Source organism: Sporosarcina sp. SAFN-010, assembly GCF_059415065.1.
The window spans coordinates 320,263-342,557 of sequence record NZ_JBPFDS010000003.1 but is presented as its reverse complement, the minus strand read 5'-3'; the positions used below and the strand labels follow the sequence as shown (position 1 = coordinate 342,557).

Here is a 22,295-nt window from a genome sequence, read left to right as displayed (position 1 = left end):
ATGTAGATTCTCCTCATCTCTTTGGTTGTATTCTACAAGACCCTAACTTTATTGTCCAAGTAAGTGTAGCCTATACAATATGCAGGTCTGATACATTATTAGATCCTCGATGGATTAACCCTATATTCTCTTCTGCTTTATCTGTTGCGTTGTGACTAGTGCGCCAAGCATTAACATCTACGTATAGTTGAACGTAAATCGTTGTAACCACTGTTTCTAATTCTTAAATTCGTCTTCTAATTCCTTTTCAATTTCATCATCACTCACCGTAACAATGTTATCTTTAGTCCCAAAATTCTTTTTTATCAATTGACCCACCTCTGATTTATCAATCCCATCTTTTACTGCTGTAAAGATTACTACGTACAAAATTAATAAGCCAACAATCCATAGTAAAATACTTCCCCATAACATTGGATAGTACCTCCAATTATTTATTTCGATAAGCTATGCCTACACGATCTTAGGACTGATACAGGCACATTACATCTTCAATACCAGCGCATGTTAACGCTTCTTCACAAACTTTAAGTAGTCTGTCTAAGGTTTCATTTCTTTTTGATTTTAAATGTTTTAGCAAATACATAACCTGACAATCCTAGTGAAGCAAAAATAATGTAACATTTATAATTATTAACTTGTAAGTACTGTTCGAGCTCATTCACATCATCGTACCAAATCGGCCAAGCATATAGTTTATGGGACTCAAATTCTTCTCTGTTTTCTGGGAAGAATGTTTTCAAATCTGCTTCTTCAATATCAAGCAATATACTACCTGCCATTACATGATCGAAATAATGAGCTAAATAAGAATCGAATGTAACAGTGTCAATATCACCTGTCACCGTTTCGATATTTATTCGTAATTCATGTTCTAAGAAGTTCACTGTGTACCCGGTTATCACACCATCGTGAATAGATATTTTCATTCACCTCCTACTATGCACTAATCCCTACCGCGAGCTATTGCGAAAGAGAGGATCCGCTGCTAATGCAATAATCATCAATATTCTTTAAGTAGTGAGTACGTCACCTTTTAAAATTGAATACATATATAAATCATCGAACTTACCACAAGTAAATTCATAATGTCTTAATAATCCTTCCTTTTCAAAGCCTTTTTTTTCCAACAATTTCAGTGATGCAAAATTAGCAGGTTCAATTAATGCTTCAATTCGTTCTAACTGTAAGTGTTGAAATCCATACTTAACTACCGCTTCCAATGCTTCGCTGGCGATACCTTTCCCCCAATATTCTTTGCTTAATTCATAACCGATTTCAGTTCGAGAATGCTTGGGTTGCATATTAAGAAAACCACAACTTCCAATAACCCTGCCATTGTCCTTGTGAGCTATTCCCCACCTAATTCCAGTGCTATCTTTAAAAATCTTTTGGTACCACTCAATTTCTTCTAGTACATCTTTCTCTGTTTGAAAAGGGTCCAAACCCATATGTTTTACAACATCTTTATCAGATAAATACGCGAACATGTCATTTGAATCCTCTTTTATTACTTCTCTTAAAATTAATCGATCCGTTTCAATAATTGGGAATTTCCTTTTCACTATGAATTTCCCCTTTCTTAAATTTTCTGGTGTGCAACATATGATTTAACTGATGGGTTATGTAAGTAAATTTGGTCATGTTGAATCATTTAAGAGCTATGCCGTTCACTTCAAGCAGGTCCAATAGGTTGTCTGGAACAAGACGAAGCTCTCCAGATCGAAACGTCTGTATAGGCAGACGCATCACTTTAAATAGTTCCCCGTTATCTTCTATCCCTTCAAACGTACTCGCTTTGTTGAAAGAGTTATCGGTGAAAGATGCATCATAGACCCTTACAATCTCGTGACCTATATTTCCGTTGAAGCTGAATATATTTTCTAGCGTTCCTAAGTATGCAAGACCCGTAATAGCCGTATCGATTTCTTCTTTGATTTCCCGGACGAGTGCTTCTTCACTGCTTTCACCGAATTCGATTCCCCCACCGATTGGCCGGTAAAAGTGGTCCTCTTTCACTGGATCATAACCTTCTGCAACAAGGATGGTATCCTCCTGTTGGAAAACACAAATAACCAATGGCCGTATGATTCCTTCTCTCATTTCAATCCTCCCAATCATGCACCCATATTTTCAACTATGCTTTATCCCTCTCATGAGAAAAATTTGAAGGATATATATAATTCTCATGCAATTGGTAGTACCAACTATTCAATTTAGTCAGTCATCCGTAATAAATCAAGAAAACACTCCTATGTATTACCAACTTACTAACATCCGTGAGTCAATTCTGTAACATTACACTCGAAATTGCAGAAAGGATGTACATTGGAGATACGTCAATTTCCTTGAGGTGTCTAATTATGAGTAAGAAACGCTTATCCTGGGTGGATGGAGCAAAAGGATTTTTAATGATCCTTGTCGTCATTGGTCATTATCCCGGACAGCTTGATTTCCCACTCGTTAAGTATATCTATTGGTTTCACATGCCGGCTTTCTTTATTTTAAGTGGTTTATTTTTTAAACCTGTTATTGAAAAAGGCTTAATGAAACACATGATTCATAAACGATTTATGCAATTGATAGTCCCTTATTTGTTTTTTCTAGGAAGCATTACGCTCATCCGTTACGGGATTGAGTTTAGTTCGGGCAATATAGATTTATCATGGTATGTAAATGATTTTTGGACACTTGTTGTCGGCGGACGCTTTGCCCGAGGTGCGTACGGTGTTTTCTGGTTTGTCACTACGCTTTTCTTTACGTATTTGTTTTTCTTATGGATGACTAAATACTTTAGCCGCACGAAACAAATCATTATTTTGGCAATCTCTTATAGTATTGCTCATTATGAAAGTTTTTTTGCGATGAGCGTCATTGGCGGAAAACCAGACATTGCGTCTCAAACAGTCCCAATGATTTGGAACATCGATGTTGTACTTATGGCAGTCGTCTATTTTGCGTTAGGTTATTATATGAAGAGTATTTGGATGGACGTTTCGAGAAGATGGTTAATCGTTGGATTAATAGGAAGTGTAACAGCCATTTCTCTCGATATGATTCATGTAACTGACTATCATTTAAGTATGAAATTTTTACGTTATGAACATTTCATTTTAGATTTAATCATTCCACTTTCATTTACACTCGTATTAGTTGGCGTATTCCAGCTGATTGCTGCTCAGCTGTCAGTAAAATGGTTGGAAAAAATCGAGAAGCACTCCTTAACGATTATGTACTTGCACATCTTTACAGATATTTTGCTAAACGATTATTTCACATATGGCATTGTTGGTTTCACCGCATTCGGTTTGGTCGTTCCAATCATTTTTTCGATCATCATACAAAAATTTCTACCGTACGGAAAGCTCCTCCTTGGTGGGTTTTCACAAAAAAAGACCTCTACCCATCCAGCAATTACGCATTAAATTCCGTTCCAGTGAGCGATTTATAAAAGTACCTGTGTTCAAACTTTCATGGATGTTAAAACAATCATGTTTGTTTCTCGCGCAGGTACTCTTCACTCTAATATATTTTAAAAATCCACAAAAAAAGGATGGGTATTTTCGTCTAAACAATATTCAATTCTCTGTCTAAAGTTCGTAATTGTTACCATTTCCAATGCTTTCTTTATTGGGAAAAATCCTACTTCTAAACTTTCCGGACTCGTAGTAGGCTTACCACCGACAACTCTCCCCAAGAATAGTGTGTTACAAATAGATCGTTCTACATTCTGAAAGATTCCACAAAACTTGATAATCTCTATATCAATACCAGATTCCTCTTTCGTTTCCCTGATTGCAGCTTCTTTTAGAGATTCCCCCTCTTCAACCTGTCCACCGGGCATCTCCCAACCTCTACGGGGGCCTTTTATTAACAAAAGCTCATTCTTGTTATTTATCACAATTGTGGCTGCTGAAACAATATGTTTTGGTGGTGTCATATACTCATCCCCTTATTCATATAAAATCTCCAAAGTACTTACCTATTTTCTGGACCTCAGACATTATGCGTTTTCTCCCGACTTCGGATAAATACCAATTATCTTTGGTTATTTCATATCGATCCACTACAGGGAATACCATAAATTCAGTCGAAATAGGAAAAGTAACTTGATAGCTCAACAATGCTCTGCGGGAATGACCCGCTTTACAAACAATAATAACCTTATCAAATTTAATTCGATTGTTCTTTAGAACCTCCAACGAAAATCGGGCATTTTCTAGAGTGTGCTGCGCGTAATCTTCTTTTAGAAATACTTCTTTTGGAATTCCCTTTGATAAACCTATATTTGTTAAATACTCCCATTCCGTAGTTCTAAGTTGAGTCTTATAACCCCCGGATGGGAGTATGTATGGGGAAAATCCATTTTTATATAATTTTGCAGCTTCCTCCATTAAGGGTGGATGATTAGATCCTGGTATTAAAATCACATCTGCATGAGAAATTTCAGACTCTACAAATATAAAATCAGTTATACAGTCAAACGGAAACGTCATATATACCATTCCTAATAAAATAATGTTGTGAATTTCATTTGATTTCATCGTGTTATCATTAGGTTTTTGTTTAGAGAGCACCGTCTTAATCTGACAGGGTATAAATGTGGACACTAACAAGGACCTTATGTTCGTCTCCCATCCTTTTTAAAGAAACAAAACCATTAGGTCTTCATCAAAATAGATTCCATCTAGCTTTAATGCGCGTTTCTCTGTAGCGAAAATCTCGAATCCGAGCGAAGAATACAATATTTTGGCTACCTCATTTGTTGTAAGTACTGTTAAATAAACCTGCTCAATACCTAGCAATTCTTTTGACATTCTAATGGCTTCTTTCAGCAAAGCTTTTCCAAATCCCGAACCGCGTTTTTCTGGAGAAACGTACATGGCTACAATATTTGCTTTATGGCATAATTTGATTCGCTGCTCTTTGACTAAAGTGATCATCCCAACAAGTTCGCCATTTTCAAAAGCACCAAAAGTAAAGGAGTCTTCGGATTGGAATCTAATTTTGTACTTGTCAACAGGATAATCTTTTTCCTCTTCGTAAGTAGAACCAAATGCCTCAGGACTGTTTTGTAAAGCTTTTAATCTTAGAGTTAGATAACTTTCTGCATCTTGTGGAACTAAACGTCTGATCATCATAGATTCCCTCACAATTATAGACATGATTTTTTCTTTGTTTTACGATAAAGTAATGAACTCTTGTTCTTCTTGTATAGTTGTGCAAACTGGCAACAGGTTGAATCAAGGTCGTTTTTCCCAAGGTTCTAGAGTTCCAACTATGCTCTCTTCTCGATCCCATCGAATTGCTTTAATTATACCCGCGGCAATCTCCTTGTTTGTAAGCCAACGAGAGGAGGAATCGCTCAGAATAAAACCAAGCACTATTTGACGATAAAGACATCCTTCTGGTAAAGGAATTGGATCTATAGACAAATGGGCGGTACTTCCCTTGACATGAAATAGCCTCCAAGGATTAATTGGTAGATTTGAAAGCTGTTCTGCCAAAATATGTAGCGTGTTTGGAGCATCTGAATGAATCCAGCTAAGGGCTAAAGTGAGTGGTCCACGTTTTTGTTGAATTTCCATAATTTCTTTAAGAAATCGTTCTTCGTTTCGATAATCAACACTTATTGGGAAAACACTAGAAGAATCGCTAGCCTCATTTACTACGTCGTCTAATCGTTTTTTGGTTCTCCCAATAACTGAAACATTGTATCCTTGATCGACAAGCCATAAGCAGACCTCTTTAAGCATCCCAGTTCCTCCTACAACAAGTACGTGAGGTTTCAATATGATGCCCCCTCTTTAAATACTTCTAATCAATTCAAAAGGTATAAGTAGTTTTCTTTTGTTTAAAGGAGAAAATTAATGAAACGAAAAGTATCAAGAAAAGCACATAAAGTTCATATTGAGCTAAAAAGTCCTCCTTCTGTTTCCTTGAGAAAAAGAGCTTATTAAAAATTGCTCCTAATACACAGAGTGGCACTGAAAACCTAATAAAAAAGAATTTTAATTCTTTCATACCATTTTCATTTTGGCAAATCCGAAGGATGACGTTATCATGCTTCCTTAGTTGATTTCACAATGAGAACGAACTCACTCATAAGACAGCTAGTATTACCGGTAGTGTGCCTACTTATAAAACCGAAGTTGTATTAATTGGTTATCGATTCCTAAGTAATCTTCCTTACCAATTCTACTTATCTCTTTGAATCCTACCTTTTTAAGCATTTTTCTTGAGCGAATATTTCCTTCATGTGTTTCAGCATCAAAAATGGAAATCCTAAATTTTTCAGAAGCATACTCCATCATACAGAGAATGGAACTAGTCCCGATTCCTTTCCCCCATACACTTCTTTCTCCAATTGCAATGCCTATTTCAGCAGTATTATTTTCAATATGAGCCAAATCCACATATCCAACTAATTTGTTTTCAAGCAAGATTCCCATACGGACAAGATCTTTAGACTCGAGATTTACACAGTTAAGCCACCATCTATATACTTCTTTTTCATTTCTATTTTTCTCCCAACCATTCGCTTCACAAAAAGTATCATCTCTACTCCACTTTACAACAGTTTCATAATCGTCTTCACGTAAATTCCTGATTTTTATAGTGGGTAGTATGCTTTCTTTATTATTCATTTCATCCTCCCATTTTACAATCTGTCCATTATAGATTGTTCCTATTTCAGAAGTTGCTGCCCATTTAAGTTATACCGTACAGTTAACAAAAAAGAACCTCTTTAGACAATTCTATCCAAAGAGGCTCAACAACGCAATTTAATTTTCCAATAATTCTTAACCTTATTCTTAGCACTGTGCCGCTATGCAGGGAGGTTCATAAAGGGGGATGAGGAAATACATAGTCTCTGATTAATTATTTGTGTTATTGCTACAAATTGGATCTGTAACCTCTATCATTTGGAATGCCCTTCTGACACACTCTCTCAAGCATACTTTTTAATGATGCAGCTTCTTGAACATTTCAAAACGAGCCGTGTTGTGGAATGATGAAAACACTCATTAAGGGATTAGAGCTGTCCAGCATAGGATCGCAATTGTTCAGCCACTTTATTGTTCCCTTGTTCTATCGCCAATTCCATTGCAGTTACCCCATTATCTAACCTTGCATGTGCAGAAGCTCCATGTGTAATAAGAAGACTAATCAGTTCCGTATTATCGTCGTGAAACGCAGCTGTATGTAAAGCTGTATGCCCGTTGCTATCAAAAATATTTGTTTTAGCTCCATTATTTAAAAGAAGCTCAATAACTTCTAGATTTCGTGTTCCTGCAATTGCTGCATGAAGTGCAGTATTCGAAGGGATATACTCGATCTTAGAATGAGAAAGGGCATCTATATCCGTATGATGATTTAAAAGGATAAGAACAGCGTTTTTATCACCTAAATGAGATGAAAAACCTAGAGGAGTTAGTCCTTGCTCATTTTCTGCATTTGCTAAATTGGGGGAAAGAATAAGAGCCTTCTCTAAGGCATCACCATCACCATCACCTGATTCAATAAATTGAAATAGATCTCTAACTTTTGAACTCACAATAAAACCCCTCCAGTACTATTTTTATACTCAAATCATTTCTAATTACAAACACATTAACGTTATTGAGCAGCTGAATTTGGGATTTCGCAGTCTTGGTGGCCTTTTCCATCATAGTTTGGACCATTTGAGGTGAAGCGATTATTCAGCAACTTTGATGAGAAATTCAAACTATGAATTGTGTAAACCAAGCAATGTATTTTGCTCCTGGTATAAAAAATAATTGTGCCAACAAAGTTCCTAAAAGCCTGGACGTAACCATCATCAATGAGATATTTTTAAGTGTTTGATAATTACCTCTCTGATTCACGACATCATCCGCAACCACGGAGACTTTTGGATCGACGAAAATAACTAATAGAATTGTAGCCATACCATTGATTAAGCCGGATGCCATAATTGCTGTTGATGCACGTTCTGGGGTGAGCAGTGCTGCATATAAAGCAGCTAACACACCAATAGTGTATATTGCAGTTATTATCATATTTATTAAGAATAACCTTACTGGAATATCTTTGATCTTAGTATCTTTCAGATATGAAAATTTAGGTAAACTGAAATGTGTAATGCCTCGTTTGATGTACTGCGAGGAAAACAGTCTTTTAAATAACGATGGAACAGAACCCTTTTCTTCAGATAAATGAATGATTGCCCTTGAAAATAGAGCTACAAAAGTAGGGAGTAAAAGCATTCCAAACACAGTACCAACTGTTGAGGCACCTATGAGAAAACGAAATTGTGTCTCTACGAATTCTTGCGCATTATGAGTTGGCGCAGTGTCTATTAGACTTCCTGTAAAAGGCTGTTGCATCATATTTGCCAATCTTGAAAACATCACCATTATATTAAAAAGAGATAAGGCCGATGCAATCATCCGTACTCGTGCTCCTGATAGTCTTACGGCGTAAGCAAGCGTTTCAATAGAATGAATGATAAAAATGAACAACGCTATATATATGAGTTTTTGAGTAATAATCTCCAACAGGATTACCTTCTTTTTAGTAAGTTACAGGTATCGAATCATTACCTGCCTATGTAAAGGGCAAGCATTGTTCCTACACTAGGCGGATTTAGATAACAAATTATTGACTGTGTATTTAGCTACTACAACTCTATCGCTTTATAAACTCCTATTATTTAGGGACACCGGTTTTTTGAATTGGATAAAACCTGAATTTCACTTCTCCAATAACGGAGTCGGTCGAAATTAGACCATATTCTCTACTATCGCTGCTTTTCAATCGATTATCCCCCAGAACAAAAAGATAACCTTTAGGAACGGTTGTCTTTCCAGTAAGTTCTTGCAATGTGAAATCACCAGTAATTCTACGCAATTCAATACCATTGTTTCTTTTCACATAAGTTTCATCATACGGCGTTCCGTTAACGTATAGCACATCATCTTGCATTTCTATACTATCCCCAGGTAGACCGATTATTCTCTTTATATATTGTTTGTCAGCATCTGGAGCTTTGAAAACAATTGTATCAAATCTATCCATCTTGCTTGTTTTACTTACAACGATTCTATTATTATCTTCGAAAGTGGGTTCCATAGATACGCCCTGAACGGTCACTGGTGTAAAGATAAATTGACGGCAAACAAACACAATAAATGCAGCAAATACAATTGATTTTATCCAAGAGTATACTTCCTTTTTGGTGCTTTTTTGCAAGTGAGTTCCTCCTACCCTATTTTTGTCTAACGCCATCGATTTTAAGGCGAGTTTTTGAATGAAATTGTTTAACGAATAAAGATGCAGTAAACGTGAATACCACCGATGTGCTTAATAAAGGAGAACCTATAATAGGTACTCCCTCATTTAACTTAACTCGTTTATATGTTTGATCACAGCCATTTCCTTGCCAAAGCGATCACCATTATCAATAAATCCTAAACTGGCATATAATTGGTGGGCTTCCTTGTTATCCGGGTGGTAACCCACAACGATTTTTTCTGCATTTGGTAGCTTGCCCATCTCTGAAATCATTAACTGAGTTGCAGCTTTTCCTATACCTCGCCCTTGGAAGTTCTTATCAACCATTATTCTAAATATCCAATAACCATCAAGTTCCTCTTTCAAAGTATTAAACATTAGAAAACCAACTACTTTCTCTTTGAAATAAATTGCAAAGGGTTTTAAAGATGGCTCAAACTTTGATTGGGCAATTGAAACAGCATTCATTTCTATATACGTGGCTTGCTTCTCTGATAATTCTAATTCACAACAGTCATACCAGTTATCTTCGTTCAATTCTTCAATTTTCACATTACCTGCTCGCATACATTTTCCCCTTTCGATTTTAGAGGGAACGCTAAGCCACAATTGTTAATTAGACGTTATTCCCTTTAAGTTCTTAACTAAAAAAGTACTCTCGTTAGCCATAATGAACGCCCCCTTAAACATGTTTTTGTTGTTAATTGCATTGTGAATTTTTAAACTATATAGGTTGAAAATAACCGATTGCGGAAACTCTGGTGCAATTTAAGTGCGATGGTTCTTCAGTAACTTCTTCTGTTAATTTTAAAAGAGGTATCTATAAGGTTGAATTTACTAACTGATGAAACTTAGCTTCCTCTTCTACAAAAGGATTATGATTACTATGCTCGAAGGTTGTCAACTTGGCATTGGGCATTAATTCAGCAATTTCTACGCCGTATTTATACGGACATTGTGCGTCAAATCTACCTGCGTAAATATGACTTGGGACAGCTATGTTTACCAAGGCTTCTCTCAAATCGTATGTGGAAACCTCTACTTCTCTAAAATAATCTAAACGTGGTCCAACTGTTTTTCCGCTATTAGGGATTCTCAAGGCTGACAATAGTTTTTCTCTTGAATAAAATGACATCTCCGCCCACTCATTCCCTAGTTGTTTGCGAATTTCCGGCACGGTGGATGGGTCATTTAATTGATTCATAATCTCTATTATCCGAGGGAACATGGGATTCTTACGACAATATATAGAATCTGGATCAGTACAATATTCTTTACTAGCGGCAGCTCCCCCAGCGATGATTTTTGTTAAGGAGTGTGGGGCTAAAACTGTATATTTTAGAGCGAGCATTCCACCTGTTGAATGTCCAGCGAATCCCCATTGTTCATATCCTAATGTTTTACGTATAGATTCCAAGTCTTTTATGGACTCTTCCATACTATATTGGCTTCTGTCTTTCGCTTTAACAGAATTACCACAGTCACGGAGATTAATTAAATACACTTGATAATGTAAGGTGAATGGATTTGCAAAGGTGTTTCCTCTTTCGTCAAAAGCACTATATAAATGAGTTACACATAAAGGTTCTCCGGTTCCTGAAACAAAAACTTCAAATTCTCCTCGCTCGGTTTCAACAAAAGTTTTCTTCCACATACCACTTTAGCACTTCCTTTTTAAACCTTTAGTCAGTCTGAAAACAATCGCTATCCAAGATAGTCAAGATTTGGCACATCAATTATACAGTTATTGCGCCGGACTGGTTAAGATAAGTTTGCATCCTCATTGTCCAATCTCTTTAATAATTTGTATGGCTTTGTTTCCCAAGTTTCATAAGGAATGAACGACTGTGAATTAATAGCATCAATAACGCGAGACTTCATATGGGGACGAGTTATGTAGGTGCCAATGGTATTATCATCTAGAGCGATAAACTTGGCTTCTCTAATTTCTTCTGGTTGTATTTTTAATTCGCCACTGACATATCTTACTTTAAAAACCACAGATAAAATTTCACTTGAAGCATTATAATAGACTCCAGTAATTCCAAGTGGTTTTATAATAATATTGGTTTCCTCTAAAACCTCTCGACGTACTGCACTTTCCAAAGATTCACCTTCTTCAACTTGTCCTCCTGGAAGTTCCCAAGTATCTGAACGCCAATGAGTCTTAACTAATAAAGTTTCATCGTTTTCATTAGTGATATATGCAGAGACAGCAATAATATGTTTTGGATAACTGTTTACCATTTTGCCCTCCTATATTCTTTAATTTGGATCCTATTGTCTATGTCCCAAAGTTACCAAACATCATCATACTAATGACGAACAGAATTACGACTAGTAGAACTAACATACCAATAGAGGAAATAGCTAAAGTAACTAGTTTCAAACGTCCTTTTACACTGAAAAGTGCAGTGACAAAAGACCCCAGTAGAAGGAATAGTAATAGCAATAAATCCAAAGATTCAGGTAAGAGAGTCAATACTTGTGGAATAATAAAAATTAAAGTGATAAAAGTGATTATCAACACTAATGAAATAAAGCCCAAATACTTTGACAAAGGATCATCCTCATTTCCCTTTAAGCCTGTTCATTTTATACTTGGTCGTATAGAAGCGAAGTGCTTCTTAAGTAACTGTTCCTGACTGTACCTGAGAATGCCAACTACATTGAGGTAATAAACAACAATAACAGCATGAGTATTGCTAGCAAAATACTTAAAAGAATATTTAATAAGGATACAATTATATTGTTTTTGAATTCCCTTATTCCGAACAACAAACCAAAAATGACTGTACTCCACCACAGAACATCAAACATTGTTTCATTGAGGTTTTCTAAAATTCCAGTGAAGAAAAATACAAGTAGTGATAATTGTAGTAAAAGTGAACTAATTCCCAATAAAGATGGTTTTTCTTGAGTATTTCTTTTTCTGAAGTATAAAGAAACGCCAACTACAATGAAAACAAAAATTAGAAATATAACAAACAACAAAATAAGACTACTGATAAAACTCTCCTCCTACACCGTCGATACTTCTTTCGCTAACCTTTCCATTATTGTAAGACGTTTGAACTGGTGGAAAGTTCTGTTTTTTAATGGGCATATAAAATTTGGAAAATCTTATTTAATTGGCCAGTATCATATAATAGTATTTCACTTCATGTAATAAACTGCTTAAATCAACTGCTGACACAAGAGTAAAGTATAGTGCAAGTGTGCCTGCTAGAATAGATATTAACGCGCCGTTACCTTTAAGCATCTCACTCTTTTTCTTGTAAAGGATCAGGGCGATTATACCAACAAGTACAAAGTAAGGGAACGATATTATTAATGTACCTAATTCTAATTTGCTCTCGTTGACACTAATCCTAAAATTCTCTAGATTCTTTACATTATCTGCATTCTCTTCAATGAGTAAGTTATTTCCTTTATAACTAATATCCCAAGAAAATGTATCTTGTTCCTTAACCACAATGTATTGATATCCCATGACTGCCCCGTAGCCAATAACCCCTGAGTAACCTTGTACTTCATCATTTTCCCCTTTGGAACAAGCCGCAAGTAAAAAAATAGTTGCCAAAAGCATTAGAAGAACATGTTTTTTCATGTCACATCATCCCCTTTCAAAATCCATCTTGTAAATTGAAATAAGATAGAAACAACTATTTCATAATGAAGCTAAGCTCTTCAATTAGTTCAGGAGAAGTAGACAATTGCTCACTTTGTGAAATGAATTGATAAGCTTCTGTATATTTCTTTTCATTCTTCAATTCATGATAGTGAGAAACCTCATCTACCCATTTTTGATGGAAACCCCAGTCCTCAATATTATCTTTCTTAACTATCTCTAATGCTTTTTGAGCATTGTTTACAGCCTCTTGAGAGTCAATAACGGTTAATAAATAGGAGAGATACATGTAACTATTCGAATTTCTGGGTTCAATACTAACGACTTTTCTTCTAGCACTGAGGGCATCATCCCATCTTTTTTGCTTTTCCAGCATTAATGCGTACTGGTGCCATGCTAACGCTTCGCGTGGATGCTTTTTAAGAATTCTTTTATAGTCTTTTTCAGCGTTTTTGAAATCATCCTCTTGCCAAAGCTTGTAGGCTGCATCTAAATCTTTTTCCAATGAATTAATACTTGTAATAGTAAGTGTCTTTGGATCTAACCCAGTGAGTTGTATAAATGAATCATCAAACGTACCAGCTTCTTTTATATTCAAAACAATGTCTGATAAAATAATGGAATTGTCAACGCTTCCTAGTACATAATCAATTGCTTTTCCTGCAAAGTAATAGACATCCGATTGCTTAGTAGCATTCTTCCAATCTTGAAAACTTTGTAAGTTTTCAAACGTTAATTTAGGGCTAATGTTTCCAGGGAATTTTAACTCCTCACTTATCTGATTCCCCATGTATTCGCTCACGCCTTCATGATACCAAGCAGGGACATCGTCAAACTTCATTTCCTTGTCGACTAAAAACATGTCCATCAAATAGTGACCATACTCATGGCTAAAAATTTCAGACAAAGAAGGTTCCTCACCATTCTCATCTATTGGTTGCTCATATAAGATAGCTCTATTATCCATTCTAGTATACGAGCCGCCCTCCCTTTCCCCTGCAGATGTTCTTGCTTGTATGTACTCATCATAGTTAGGCAAAATAATTACTTCTAGATTCTTCGTTTTAGGTATTTGATATCCGAAGATTTCCAGTTCGAGCTGTTCAATATCATCCATTTTGCTGATCATCTCATGAACTTTGACCTCCGCATTCGGAGGGTATTTAAACGTAATATTTTGGCTCTTTAATTCAGGATAGTCTTTTATGAGTTGTTGAATTGCTTTTTCGTTAATGTCGGTCTTACCCAAGAAGATATTCATTTTATCAAGCGGAGTAAACTCCCCGAATTCATCAATTATTGCAAAGTTAAAAATCCATAGTACTACCAAGAGAATCCCGGTTATAGCCAAGTACAAAGATTTTAAGGAAAGTTTTATTAGTCCGTTCCAATTATAAAAATTAGACTGAGATTTAATAAAGCTGATTAGTGTAAAAATAAAAGCTGTAAACAAGGCGATCAATCCCAGAATCAAAACAATAGTCCCCCATAGTTTACTTGATAATAGAAAGACGCCAACCAACAATATAGCTGTGAAAATTAAGCCTATTAAGGTAAAGAAGATGTATTTAACAACGCGCAATTTGCTTTCCTCCAAGATGACACAAAAATAGTAAAAAAATCTAATGTTTTCACTTAATGCTTTTTTAATGGTGACAGGTTTATCCGTTCTATTTCAGGTACAACGCTTCTTCGACAACTGAATCCTTTTGAGAGAAGTGCACCTCAACCTTTTACCGCCTGACCAAGTATGGACTTAAGTACACGATTCCTAAACTAACTCCAACTGCCACTGAAAATGCCGTTAATACGTTGATACCATCTTTGAAAATGAAATTAACCATTATATTAATAACGAAAAGAACCGAGAAGTATGTTAAAAATTTGATATGGCGCTCCCTCAAACACTTTCCCCCTAATTAAGATACATTATATTTTTTTATAATATTTTTGCTAGGCAAAAGCACATCATTTATGAAGTACCGCCGTCAGTTAATTAGATAACTCATCAATCGCTTTAACAGCTAATCCTAATGCTTTCATCCTTCTCTCTAAAAGAGTTTTCTGCGGGCTACCAGCCTTTGACTTAGCATAACTGTTCTCGATTGATGGGAATAGACCATTAAGAACACTACGAGCTTCCACTAAATCTGCCGGTGTGTAATGATAAGGTTTTTGATCCCAAGCGTATTCCAACATAGATAATCCTATGCAAACAGCTTTGAGTCGCTTCTTTACTAATGTTGTGTTTGTACCTTTCTGAGTCATCTGAGAAAAAGCATTTTCAAGTTTACTAATTGTCGATTGTAAAGATTTTAATGATTGCGCTTTATCTTCATTTGTTACGTTCTCCATATTATTACTGTCCTTTCTTCATCTTCCATAGGCTCTTGTTCCTGAATAGATGCAAATCCTTAATAAAAGAATATCTCCCTTTTGCTAAACAGAGAAAAATCATTTACCTATTATGGCTTTCTAACCGATTGAACAATAAAAATCATGCCTACTACTGCTACTAAGGTGGCTATTATTAATGGTAAGGTTCCTACTTGTAGTAGAGCAGTTTTAAAAACACCATACCTTGAATCCCACCCCCCTCCACCAGGACTATTCAAAACCTGAGTATAGACAGATGCAGAGATTAAAGTTGAACCGTAAAGAATAGCACTTACAATTAACAATGTTAGACCAATGTTTACGTGTTTAATTTTTCTCACCCCTATCTTTAACGAAATGGCCATATTAATCCGCAACAATTACTCAACAACTACGCCAGATAATGGATTAAGTTATAAATATTGCTTTTCCCATTCACTTAAATACATTTTTTCCGATTGTTCAACTTCTTTAGGTAATCGAGTTATCAGTTCCAAACTATTTCCATCCGGATCATCGAAATAAATCATTGCGTGCGCTTGGCTAGGAATAACGATGGGTTCTTCTGTTCCTATGCCAAATTCATCCCGTACTTCGATTCCTCTTTCTTTTAACCATGCCTTCGCTTTCTTTATATCTTCCAAATCAACATAAAATGCTATGTGTCTTAATGAAACGTGATATGGTATCTTTGCTTCTGAACCTACCCATAACCCGATCCAACTTTTACCTTTCTCAATCCAAAAAAATGCTACTTTATCATATCTTTTATATAAAGTAAGACCAAGCTTTGTGTAAAAATCAATTGATTGTTGTAAGTTACTAACAGGTATATGCGCTTCATATAAACCCTTTATCATTAAATACCTCCCATAGTAGAGCGAAATTAGTATGAATGATCAAGTGCATTTAAAGCAGGCGAAGATAACAAGTTGAACCTCTGTAGGTTTTTAAAATGATATGATGGAATTCATCTAGCATTATTACTTTTTCTAACTTCAAAAAGAACTAGCCACTAGCGGTGTTATCAATAATAAAAATGAAATGAGAATTAGCAAAAATGACACTTTTTTTGGGAGTTTTTCTTTACTTTTTCCTTTGTACCATCCTGAAAACTGTAACTTGTTTCTATATAATACAAAAATGATTATAAAAATTGCTGTTGCACCTACCCACATGTATTTAATAGGTACTTCATACATGGTATAAATATTGTTTAATACAGCCCATCCCAAACCGCCAAAAAATATAAGAATTATAAGTATGCGAAGTAGTTCTAATGACGTCCTCATATCGATACTCCGTTCTTTTTAAGATTAAAATTTATTTGCATGTGTGCTTTGGAATTTGGCACGATTCATAAGGGGATTGCATAATTAAAAACACAAACATTTTGTCAACGACGGTTAAATTGTTTCAGTAAGAAATCTAAATCCTCTGGGTATGTGTGAGACATTGTTTTCACTTCAGGTAATGACTTCCAAGCAGCAGCTACAATAATCCCATCAGGATCCTGGATACCAGTGCTCGTGCCAACTTTTTCTACTATAAAATAATAGGTTTTCACTTCAATCCCTTTAACCGAAGTTTCTTTAACTAGCAATTGTTCGATGATATTTACATCATATCCTGTTTCTTCTTTAACTTCCCTTAGACAACATTCCTCGGGACTTTCACCTTCTTCGATTCCGCCAGAAGGAACCGCCCATTCTTCTGATCCGTGACATTTCACCATTAGTAGTTCATTTTTTTCGTTGAAACATATCCCTGCTGAACCCAACCAGCTTTTCATCCAATCCCCCAAATCATCAATCCTGTTATTGAACTATTTGGCCATTTTGAAGAAGAAGCGATTTATAGTAATATGCTCTGTTGATTGTAGCGGAAGAAGGCCGACTCCGAAGGGATCAGCGTGCGTCTTGAGACCCCACAGGACGCATGCTTTTCGCGACCGAGGAGGCAAGCCACGCCCCTCGGAAAGCGTGCCTTCTGAAGCGGAAAGCAAGAGTCGCCAAAGACAGTAGCCCTGATGCAGCACAGACTTATTGAATGCTTTTGGTGAAAAAGAAAGTGTTTACACCATCTATCGACTTAATGAATCTCATAAAAGAGACAAAGCAACCTTTAAGTTATGATAGAACGCTAAGTGGTTGAACAACTTCGCAAACTTCACTTTCTTCAAGGAATTTGGTAACGATTGATGAATGGGAGCTACCTACTATAAACAAAATACGTTCTTCCTGTGACTCAATTAGACGGGTCAGATTAGAGAACATAATTAAATTCCTTTTGTACCACCAGCTTAACCAGTTCATACCGACATAGTTATTGAAGTCACCGATACGTGCTATATTTACATATATCTTATGGAACATATTAATGGGAACTGGATCATTTAGCTCTTTATAATAATCTACTATACTTTTATTTTCTGTTAATTCGGGCACATGAAGTTCCTTGTATATTTCATTTAAAAGTTCTGGTTGGTTTTCTCTCCCCCAACTCTCGACTTCTCCATAATGCATGTCATACTTGCCCATCCAATCGATTGCGTGTATCTGTTCATGGCCAAGCTTTAGACCTAAACGAAACCCTACTTGGTCGATTTCATTCATTTCTAAGTTGTTCGAGCCCGATCTGTATTGGATATATTTTTCGTTAAACTCCTCATTCTCTTCTGCTACCATTTCAACTGCAATCTTCGTTGGTTTATAAATTGCTAGTTTAGAAACTAATTCCTCGATTTCAGTTTGTCTTGTTTCGGAGTTTAGGCCTTCATGTTCAAACATATGAAAAGTTCCAAGTACAAGAATTTTCGCCTTTTTCTGCATCAAAGTTACTCCCCCTTTTTTCTCCATTCACTATCCAAAACACTATAGAGAATGGAATCTCGCCAACCCTCTTCCAATAACATATTTTCTCGCATTCTTCCTTCTTGAGTCATTCCAACTTTCCCTAAAACCTTTGAAGAGCCTACGTTTCTTGGATCACATGTAGCGAAGATACGATGTAGACTTAAGGTATCAAATCCAAAGTTTATTAAAAGAGTTGCTACTTCTGTAGCGTATCCCTTTCCCCAATAATCTGGATGCACAATATAACCTATTTCCCCTTCTCTATTGGTTAAGCTTCGTATATTCAGCTCGCCTGCACCAATTAGTAAGTTATTTTCTATGACCGCAAAAACAAATCTACTTCTTGGATTACTTATAGCATCTGACAGTACTTGTCGCACAAATATCTGTGACTCTTCTTCGGTATTCGGCCCCCAAGGTTGATATTGGCAGACACTGGGTTGAGAGGCATAGCTATGTACATCGATCCAATCTCTTTCTTCCATCTCTCTCAAGGTAATTCTCTCACCATCTAAAAATCCAGTCATTCAAGCAGCCTCCCCACTCCAGTGGTATTTCTTTCTATGAAAGATACAATCAGCTAAGTTACAAATTCCATTCGAACCATCTTCCATGACCATCCGTGTCACCGATCGTGTTTTTATATTCCACACCATTCACATAGTAATCGAGGTGGAGTTGCCGATCCCACATATTATTGTAAATATGAAAGACATCTCTCTTACTCCCGATCTTAGCAATCTTTTCTAATAGCTCGTGTTTAGTTTCAGTTGGGATTTGGTTTGCCACATGAGTGTGGAAGATACAAATCGTGGAGTCTGTAGGAAGTGTATCCACTACGTCTGGAAGTAAAAATACTCCATCGCCCTCAACCAGTTTTACTGGGTTTTCTTCCAAAGACTCAGCAGCCCTGTCGAATAACTCCAATCGTTCCTGATGCTCGGGCCAAATGAGTGACTTTAACCACAAATAGTCTTCAGGATCAGATAGATAGCTTATATTGAGATCTAATCCAATTTTAGATGCAATTGGAGGGCTTTCAGAAAGCATCATTGGAAAGTGATCCCCTTTAACTTCCGAGGTTATATGAACACGAGCACCTTCTTTTCCAAACGTTTCACCAGTACCATATGAATAGCTATAGTGATCCCATAAGAGCTGAAGACCCGCACTGGTTCCAATTTCAATAAGAGACAATGGTCTTTCAACTTTGTTGTAAATCCACGAAAATACTGGATAGAGATAGCCGCATCGCCTAACCTCATTTGTTTGAACTAACTTGCTCTCTACTATTGAAATGATTTCCTCTCGATATCGCTCACAGAAATCTTTAAAATTGATGAATGTCTCGTTGTCTATTTTCCTTGGTGGATTTGTAACACTGCTATAATAGTCTTTTAATGGATGTACATATCCTTTTAATAGAAGATAATGAACAGCCCCGAATAATAGGTTAGGTACCGGCTGCCCTTTTGGAACTGCCAGGCACAAATTGAGTACTTCAGCGTCTTCTGCTATTTTCAATGACAGAAATTCATAGAGTTCACTGGAGCCCTTACATTCCATGTTTGCGAAGTTCATAAAACTCCTGGATAAATGAGAGTTTTGCATAATTGTTCCTCCTCTGCTACTCCTTTAAAACGGCACCAACATTCCTATACTTAAACGTCAAGCCAACACTCAGTACAAGATACAGTTTTTGCATCTGCATCTAACTTGACCTTTTTCCCAATGGCTAATGGATGCATGGGATGGGTGTGGCACGTGTCAAATTCAGCTAGAATTGGAATTGGCAGTCCATCCAGCTGTTCTAGCAATAAATCCAAAGGTTGTTTGCCTGTCCCTAAATCATCATATAATTCATGTTTCCCCAAAATGATGCCCGCGACATTGTCGAAGACGCCATGTACTTTCAGCATAGCTAGATTCTTTTCCACAACAGATGGCGATTTCGTACAGTCTTCGATTAGTAAAATATCCCCTTGCTTAATCTTAGGGAAATACGGTGACCCGATAAAGCCGTACATCGTATTCAAGTTCCCTCCAATCAGCCGTCCTTCTGCAACTCCTCCGTTCCCCGTCACCCATTCATTTGGATACAACTTTTTCTCTGTCGTCTTCTCCAACCAGTTGACCGGTTCGTCGGACCAATAGTCAGGCATAGGTACTTCATAAGGAATGTTACTTTCTTGCATAAAATACTGCTCGAAATAGCGATACGTAACAGTGACTAGTGGCTCAAACTCACCGAATGATGGAACCAAAGCGGGTCCATAAAATGTCGGGATACCTATTTTTGCATAAAGCGCGAGTAGTATCGCTGTTGTATCCGAATACCCAACTACAAGTTTTGGGTTTTGTTTAAATGCTTCGTAGTCAATATAGGGCAACATACTATTTGAGTTGGTACCACCAATTGTCGACATGATCATCGTGATATCGGGATTCCTAAGCAACTCATTCAGTTCATCTGCTCGCTCTTTAGGTGCGCCTGATCGGTACCCCTCCGCTTTCCCTGTTAAATTCCCCTCTTTCACGATGAATCCTTTCGATTCCAAAAACGCTTTTGCCCGTTTATAGCGAGGCTCTGCATTCACGGTTGCAGGTGATGATGGGGAGAAGATTCCGATTGTATCCCCTTGTTTTAATCGCTTCATTTTCTGTACTCCTTTCGTTACTATTTTTTCATCTTATCAGCAATGGTACGCAAGATTTGATTTTTTTCTTTCTGTAATTTAATGAAAGTGATTAGAAACCAAATGATGAACACAAATGGTACAAACCAAAAAAGTAGTGAAAGGATTGGGAGTATTGAAATCATATTTTCCATAAGAATGCCTCCTTCCTATTTAATAACTTACTCAGTTACTGTGGATTATGTATAACGAGACTAGAAACTATTTTCCGAATGTTAACTCTTTTGTTTCCGGATAATTATACCATATCTCTAAGTAGCGTCGCATGAACAATGGAAAATTCTGAGTATTGGTTCCCAACTAAATCGTTCTTCTCAATACACTGAATGAAAAAGTTTCGCAGCGATTCAATTGTAATGCTGTGTTTATGTAGCGTTCATGTTGCGGGAGTACACTGAAGGTAATCAATCACGGAGGTGTTCACCATGCAAATGGCGTGGAAAGAAGTTAAAAAAAGTAAAATGAAATTCCTGATACTCGGTTCGATCATCTTTTTGGTTAGTTTCTTGACCTTCATTATCTCGGGGCTTGCGAACGGATTGTCTGAAGACAACGCTGCCCTCATTAAAAATGTCCCCAATGGGCAGTTCTACTTAAATGAAGATGCAAACCAAACATACAATCTTTCTAAAATCGATGTCGATCAGCAAGACAAATTGCTCGCAGACTACAATGGGGCAACTGCGATGTCCATTCAAATGGGATTCGTCAACGACGCGGAAGACAAACAGCATAGTGTTGCGTTTGTGACTTCCACTGACAGTGAATTATTCCCCAATGTCAAAGACAATGAAGTCGTATTAGATGCTTCCTTGAAAGATGACGGGATCAAAGTCGGTGACATACTGACGAATAACCAATTCAGCGGAGAGTTTAAAGTCGTTGGATTCGCAGAGAAGCAAACGTATAGCCACGCACCTGTTGCGTTCATCAGCATGAAAAACTATCAAGAAATTTACCGTGTGATGGAAATGCAGACGGTATTCATCCCAGGATCGGATAGTCCTGATTCCATCAAGGGACTTGAATCATTCAATAACAAAGAATTCTTGAATACGATTCCGAGCTATGGCGCAGAACAAATGTCCCTCAACATGATCATTTGGTTCCTCGTTGTGATCAGTGGTATGCTGTTTGCGATTTTCTTCTATATGATGAACGTCCAGAAAATCGGATTGTATGGCATATTGAAAGCGATTGGTGTGAAGACCATTTCACTGTTTAGCATGATGTGGTACCAAATGTTACTGATTACAGCTGTTGCGCTCGTATTATCCGTTGCACTCAGCCAAGTGTTTAGTATGATAGCTCCCGCTGGTATGCCGTTCAGCTTACCACTTGAGACGTCATTATTATTGTCTGGTGTATTTTTAGTGATTGGATTCCTCGGAGCAACTATTTCAGGATTCCAAATCAAAAAAGTGGAGCCGTTGCAGGCAATCCAACAAGGAGAGATGTAAG

At 36.8% G+C, this 22,295-nt stretch carries 26 protein-coding genes; 2 read left to right on the top strand and 24 right to left on the bottom strand.

Annotated elements, in window-relative coordinates; translation table 11 throughout:
• Positions 1-216: 216 nt before the first annotated feature.
• The 4 genes from ACR65F_RS06365 to ACR65F_RS06350 all read right to left on the bottom strand — a co-directional run bounded on the left by ACR65F_RS06365 (position 217) and on the right by ACR65F_RS06350 (position 2,103).
• Positions 217-414, bottom strand: a complete 198-nt coding sequence (locus ACR65F_RS06365; RefSeq protein WP_039042314.1) for a hypothetical protein — start codon at positions 412-414, stop codon at positions 217-219.
• 134 nt (positions 415-548) lie between these two features.
• The gene (locus tag ACR65F_RS06360) at positions 549-929 is read right to left on the bottom strand and encodes a hypothetical protein (RefSeq protein WP_440503685.1); all 381 of its coding nucleotides are present in this window, start codon (positions 927-929) and stop codon (positions 549-551) included.
• Between the two features lie 84 nt (positions 930-1,013).
• Positions 1,014-1,565, bottom strand: a complete 552-nt coding sequence (locus ACR65F_RS06355; RefSeq protein ID WP_440503684.1) for a GNAT family N-acetyltransferase — start codon at positions 1,563-1,565, stop codon at positions 1,014-1,016.
• Positions 1,566-1,650: 85 nt separating this feature from the next.
• Positions 1,651-2,103 (bottom strand): NUDIX hydrolase, encoded by a 453-nt coding sequence (locus tag ACR65F_RS06350; protein WP_440503683.1) that lies wholly within the window; start codon positions 2,101-2,103, stop codon positions 1,651-1,653.
• A 260-nt stretch (positions 2,104-2,363) separates the two neighbouring features.
• Between ACR65F_RS06350 and ACR65F_RS06345 the strand changes: the two genes are divergently transcribed.
• A complete protein-coding gene (locus tag ACR65F_RS06345) occupies positions 2,364-3,425 on the top strand; it encodes an acyltransferase family protein (protein ID WP_440503682.1) in 1,062 nt (353 codons plus the stop codon).
• A gap of 107 nt (positions 3,426-3,532) precedes the next feature.
• Here the strand turns inward: ACR65F_RS06345 and ACR65F_RS06340 are convergent, their stop codons facing one another.
• From ACR65F_RS06340 to ACR65F_RS06245, 20 genes are all read right to left on the bottom strand, one after another.
• On the bottom strand, positions 3,533-3,940 hold the full coding sequence (locus ACR65F_RS06340; protein WP_039042319.1) for an NUDIX hydrolase: 408 nt from the start codon (positions 3,938-3,940) through the stop codon (positions 3,533-3,535).
• A 16-nt stretch (positions 3,941-3,956) separates the two neighbouring features.
• A complete protein-coding gene (locus tag ACR65F_RS06335; protein WP_440503681.1) occupies positions 3,957-4,544 on the bottom strand; it encodes a YdcF family protein in 588 nt (195 codons plus the stop codon).
• A 99-nt stretch (positions 4,545-4,643) separates the two neighbouring features.
• Positions 4,644-5,141, bottom strand: coding sequence for a GNAT family N-acetyltransferase (locus ACR65F_RS06330; RefSeq protein ID WP_440503680.1), 498 nt, complete (start codon positions 5,139-5,141; stop codon positions 4,644-4,646).
• 102 nt (positions 5,142-5,243) lie between these two features.
• Positions 5,244-5,792, bottom strand: coding sequence for a short-chain dehydrogenase (locus ACR65F_RS06325; protein WP_039042323.1), 549 nt, complete (start codon positions 5,790-5,792; stop codon positions 5,244-5,246).
• A gap of 342 nt (positions 5,793-6,134) precedes the next feature.
• Positions 6,135-6,647, bottom strand: coding sequence for a GNAT family N-acetyltransferase (locus ACR65F_RS06320; protein ID WP_440503679.1), 513 nt, complete (start codon positions 6,645-6,647; stop codon positions 6,135-6,137).
• Positions 6,648-7,036: 389 nt separating this feature from the next.
• Positions 7,037-7,558, bottom strand: coding sequence for an ankyrin repeat domain-containing protein (locus ACR65F_RS06315; protein WP_440503678.1), 522 nt, complete (start codon positions 7,556-7,558; stop codon positions 7,037-7,039).
• Positions 7,559-7,724: 166 nt separating this feature from the next.
• Complete coding sequence (locus ACR65F_RS06310) at positions 7,725-8,540, bottom strand: lipid II flippase Amj family protein (RefSeq protein ID WP_440503677.1); 816 nt, start codon at positions 8,538-8,540, stop codon at positions 7,725-7,727.
• Positions 8,541-8,691: 151 nt separating this feature from the next.
• Positions 8,692-9,234 carry a signal peptidase I gene (gene lepB, locus ACR65F_RS06305; protein WP_440503676.1) on the bottom strand — a complete coding sequence of 181 codons (543 nt, stop codon included), beginning with the start codon at positions 9,232-9,234 and terminating at the stop codon, positions 8,692-8,694.
• Between the two features lie 147 nt (positions 9,235-9,381).
• Positions 9,382-9,843 carry a GNAT family N-acetyltransferase gene (locus ACR65F_RS06300; RefSeq protein ID WP_440503675.1) on the bottom strand — a complete coding sequence of 154 codons (462 nt, stop codon included), beginning with the start codon at positions 9,841-9,843 and terminating at the stop codon, positions 9,382-9,384.
• Between the two features lie 253 nt (positions 9,844-10,096).
• Positions 10,097-10,930, bottom strand: coding sequence for an alpha/beta fold hydrolase (locus ACR65F_RS06295; RefSeq protein WP_440503674.1), 834 nt, complete (start codon positions 10,928-10,930; stop codon positions 10,097-10,099).
• A 107-nt stretch (positions 10,931-11,037) separates the two neighbouring features.
• On the bottom strand, positions 11,038-11,523 hold the full coding sequence (locus tag ACR65F_RS06290) for an NUDIX hydrolase (RefSeq protein WP_440503673.1): 486 nt from the start codon (positions 11,521-11,523) through the stop codon (positions 11,038-11,040).
• Positions 11,524-12,403: 880 nt separating this feature from the next.
• Positions 12,404-12,886: a hypothetical protein gene (locus ACR65F_RS06285; RefSeq protein WP_440503672.1), complete on the bottom strand. Its 483-nt coding sequence runs from the start codon at positions 12,884-12,886 to the stop codon at positions 12,404-12,406.
• A gap of 55 nt (positions 12,887-12,941) precedes the next feature.
• Positions 12,942-14,489 carry a hypothetical protein gene (locus ACR65F_RS06280; protein WP_440503671.1) on the bottom strand — a complete coding sequence of 516 codons (1,548 nt, stop codon included), beginning with the start codon at positions 14,487-14,489 and terminating at the stop codon, positions 12,942-12,944.
• Positions 14,490-14,899: 410 nt separating this feature from the next.
• Positions 14,900-15,262 (bottom strand): hypothetical protein, encoded by a 363-nt coding sequence (locus ACR65F_RS06275; protein ID WP_440503670.1) that lies wholly within the window; start codon positions 15,260-15,262, stop codon positions 14,900-14,902.
• 434 nt (positions 15,263-15,696) lie between these two features.
• Positions 15,697-16,143 carry a VOC family protein gene (locus ACR65F_RS06270; protein WP_440503669.1) on the bottom strand — a complete coding sequence of 149 codons (447 nt, stop codon included), beginning with the start codon at positions 16,141-16,143 and terminating at the stop codon, positions 15,697-15,699.
• A gap of 536 nt (positions 16,144-16,679) precedes the next feature.
• A complete protein-coding gene (locus tag ACR65F_RS06265; protein WP_440503668.1) occupies positions 16,680-17,075 on the bottom strand; it encodes an NUDIX hydrolase in 396 nt (131 codons plus the stop codon).
• Positions 17,076-17,412: 337 nt separating this feature from the next.
• Positions 17,413-18,114 carry a DUF5694 domain-containing protein gene (locus tag ACR65F_RS06260; protein ID WP_440503696.1) on the bottom strand — a complete coding sequence of 234 codons (702 nt, stop codon included), beginning with the start codon at positions 18,112-18,114 and terminating at the stop codon, positions 17,413-17,415.
• Positions 18,115-18,119: 5 nt separating this feature from the next.
• Positions 18,120-18,665 (bottom strand): GNAT family N-acetyltransferase, encoded by a 546-nt coding sequence (locus ACR65F_RS06255; RefSeq protein ID WP_440503667.1) that lies wholly within the window; start codon positions 18,663-18,665, stop codon positions 18,120-18,122.
• A gap of 58 nt (positions 18,666-18,723) precedes the next feature.
• The gene (locus tag ACR65F_RS06250) at positions 18,724-19,752 is read right to left on the bottom strand and encodes a DUF2332 domain-containing protein (protein ID WP_440503695.1); all 1,029 of its coding nucleotides are present in this window, start codon (positions 19,750-19,752) and stop codon (positions 18,724-18,726) included.
• Between the two features lie 47 nt (positions 19,753-19,799).
• Positions 19,800-20,795, bottom strand: coding sequence for a S66 family peptidase (locus tag ACR65F_RS06245; RefSeq protein ID WP_440503666.1), 996 nt, complete (start codon positions 20,793-20,795; stop codon positions 19,800-19,802).
• Positions 20,796-21,259: 464 nt separating this feature from the next.
• Here ACR65F_RS06245 and ACR65F_RS06240 point away from each other — a divergent pair, with 464 nt between their 5' ends.
• Complete coding sequence (locus ACR65F_RS06240) at positions 21,260-22,294, top strand: ABC transporter permease (RefSeq protein ID WP_440503665.1); 1,035 nt, start codon at positions 21,260-21,262, stop codon at positions 22,292-22,294.
• The last annotated feature ends 1 nt before the right edge of the window (position 22,295 follow it).

What these genes read in the sequence shown, in the direction of transcription:
- ACR65F_RS06270 (WP_440503669.1), bottom strand. Translation starts at nt 16,143, where the DNA reads ATGATAAAGGGTTTATATGAAGCGCATATACCTGTTAGTAACTTACAA.
- ACR65F_RS06340 (WP_039042319.1), bottom strand. Translation starts at nt 3,940, where the DNA reads ATGACACCACCAAAACATATTGTTTCAGCAGCCACAATTGTGATAAAT.
- ACR65F_RS06295 (WP_440503674.1), bottom strand. Translation starts at nt 10,930, where the DNA reads ATGTGGAAGAAAACTTTTGTTGAAACCGAGCGAGGAGAATTTGAAGTT.
- ACR65F_RS06285 (WP_440503672.1), bottom strand. Translation starts at nt 12,886, where the DNA reads ATGAAAAAACATGTTCTTCTAATGCTTTTGGCAACTATTTTTTTACTT.
- ACR65F_RS06275 (WP_440503670.1), bottom strand. Translation starts at nt 15,262, where the DNA reads ATGGAGAACGTAACAAATGAAGATAAAGCGCAATCATTAAAATCTTTA.
- ACR65F_RS06240 (WP_440503665.1), top strand. Translation starts at nt 21,260, where the DNA reads ATGCAAATGGCGTGGAAAGAAGTTAAAAAAAGTAAAATGAAATTCCTG.
- ACR65F_RS06300 (WP_440503675.1), bottom strand. Translation starts at nt 9,843, where the DNA reads ATGCGAGCAGGTAATGTGAAAATTGAAGAATTGAACGAAGATAACTGG.
- ACR65F_RS06245 (WP_440503666.1), bottom strand. Translation starts at nt 20,795, where the DNA reads ATGAAGCGATTAAAACAAGGGGATACAATCGGAATCTTCTCCCCATCA.
- ACR65F_RS06345 (WP_440503682.1), top strand. Translation starts at nt 2,364, where the DNA reads ATGAGTAAGAAACGCTTATCCTGGGTGGATGGAGCAAAAGGATTTTTA.
- ACR65F_RS06320 (WP_440503679.1), bottom strand. Translation starts at nt 6,647, where the DNA reads ATGAATAATAAAGAAAGCATACTACCCACTATAAAAATCAGGAATTTA.
- ACR65F_RS06350 (WP_440503683.1), bottom strand. Translation starts at nt 2,103, where the DNA reads ATGAGAGAAGGAATCATACGGCCATTGGTTATTTGTGTTTTCCAACAG.
- ACR65F_RS06290 (WP_440503673.1), bottom strand. Translation starts at nt 11,523, where the DNA reads ATGGTAAACAGTTATCCAAAACATATTATTGCTGTCTCTGCATATATC.
- ACR65F_RS06260 (WP_440503696.1), bottom strand. Translation starts at nt 18,114, where the DNA reads ATGCAGAAAAAGGCGAAAATTCTTGTACTTGGAACTTTTCATATGTTT.
- ACR65F_RS06365 (WP_039042314.1), bottom strand. Translation starts at nt 414, where the DNA reads ATGTTATGGGGAAGTATTTTACTATGGATTGTTGGCTTATTAATTTTG.
- ACR65F_RS06330 (WP_440503680.1), bottom strand. Translation starts at nt 5,141, where the DNA reads ATGATGATCAGACGTTTAGTTCCACAAGATGCAGAAAGTTATCTAACT.
- ACR65F_RS06255 (WP_440503667.1), bottom strand. Translation starts at nt 18,665, where the DNA reads ATGACTGGATTTTTAGATGGTGAGAGAATTACCTTGAGAGAGATGGAA.
- ACR65F_RS06265 (WP_440503668.1), bottom strand. Translation starts at nt 17,075, where the DNA reads ATGAAAAGCTGGTTGGGTTCAGCAGGGATATGTTTCAACGAAAAAAAT.
- ACR65F_RS06335 (WP_440503681.1), bottom strand. Translation starts at nt 4,544, where the DNA reads ATGAAATCAAATGAAATTCACAACATTATTTTATTAGGAATGGTATAT.
- ACR65F_RS06360 (WP_440503685.1), bottom strand. Translation starts at nt 929, where the DNA reads ATGAAAATATCTATTCACGATGGTGTGATAACCGGGTACACAGTGAAC.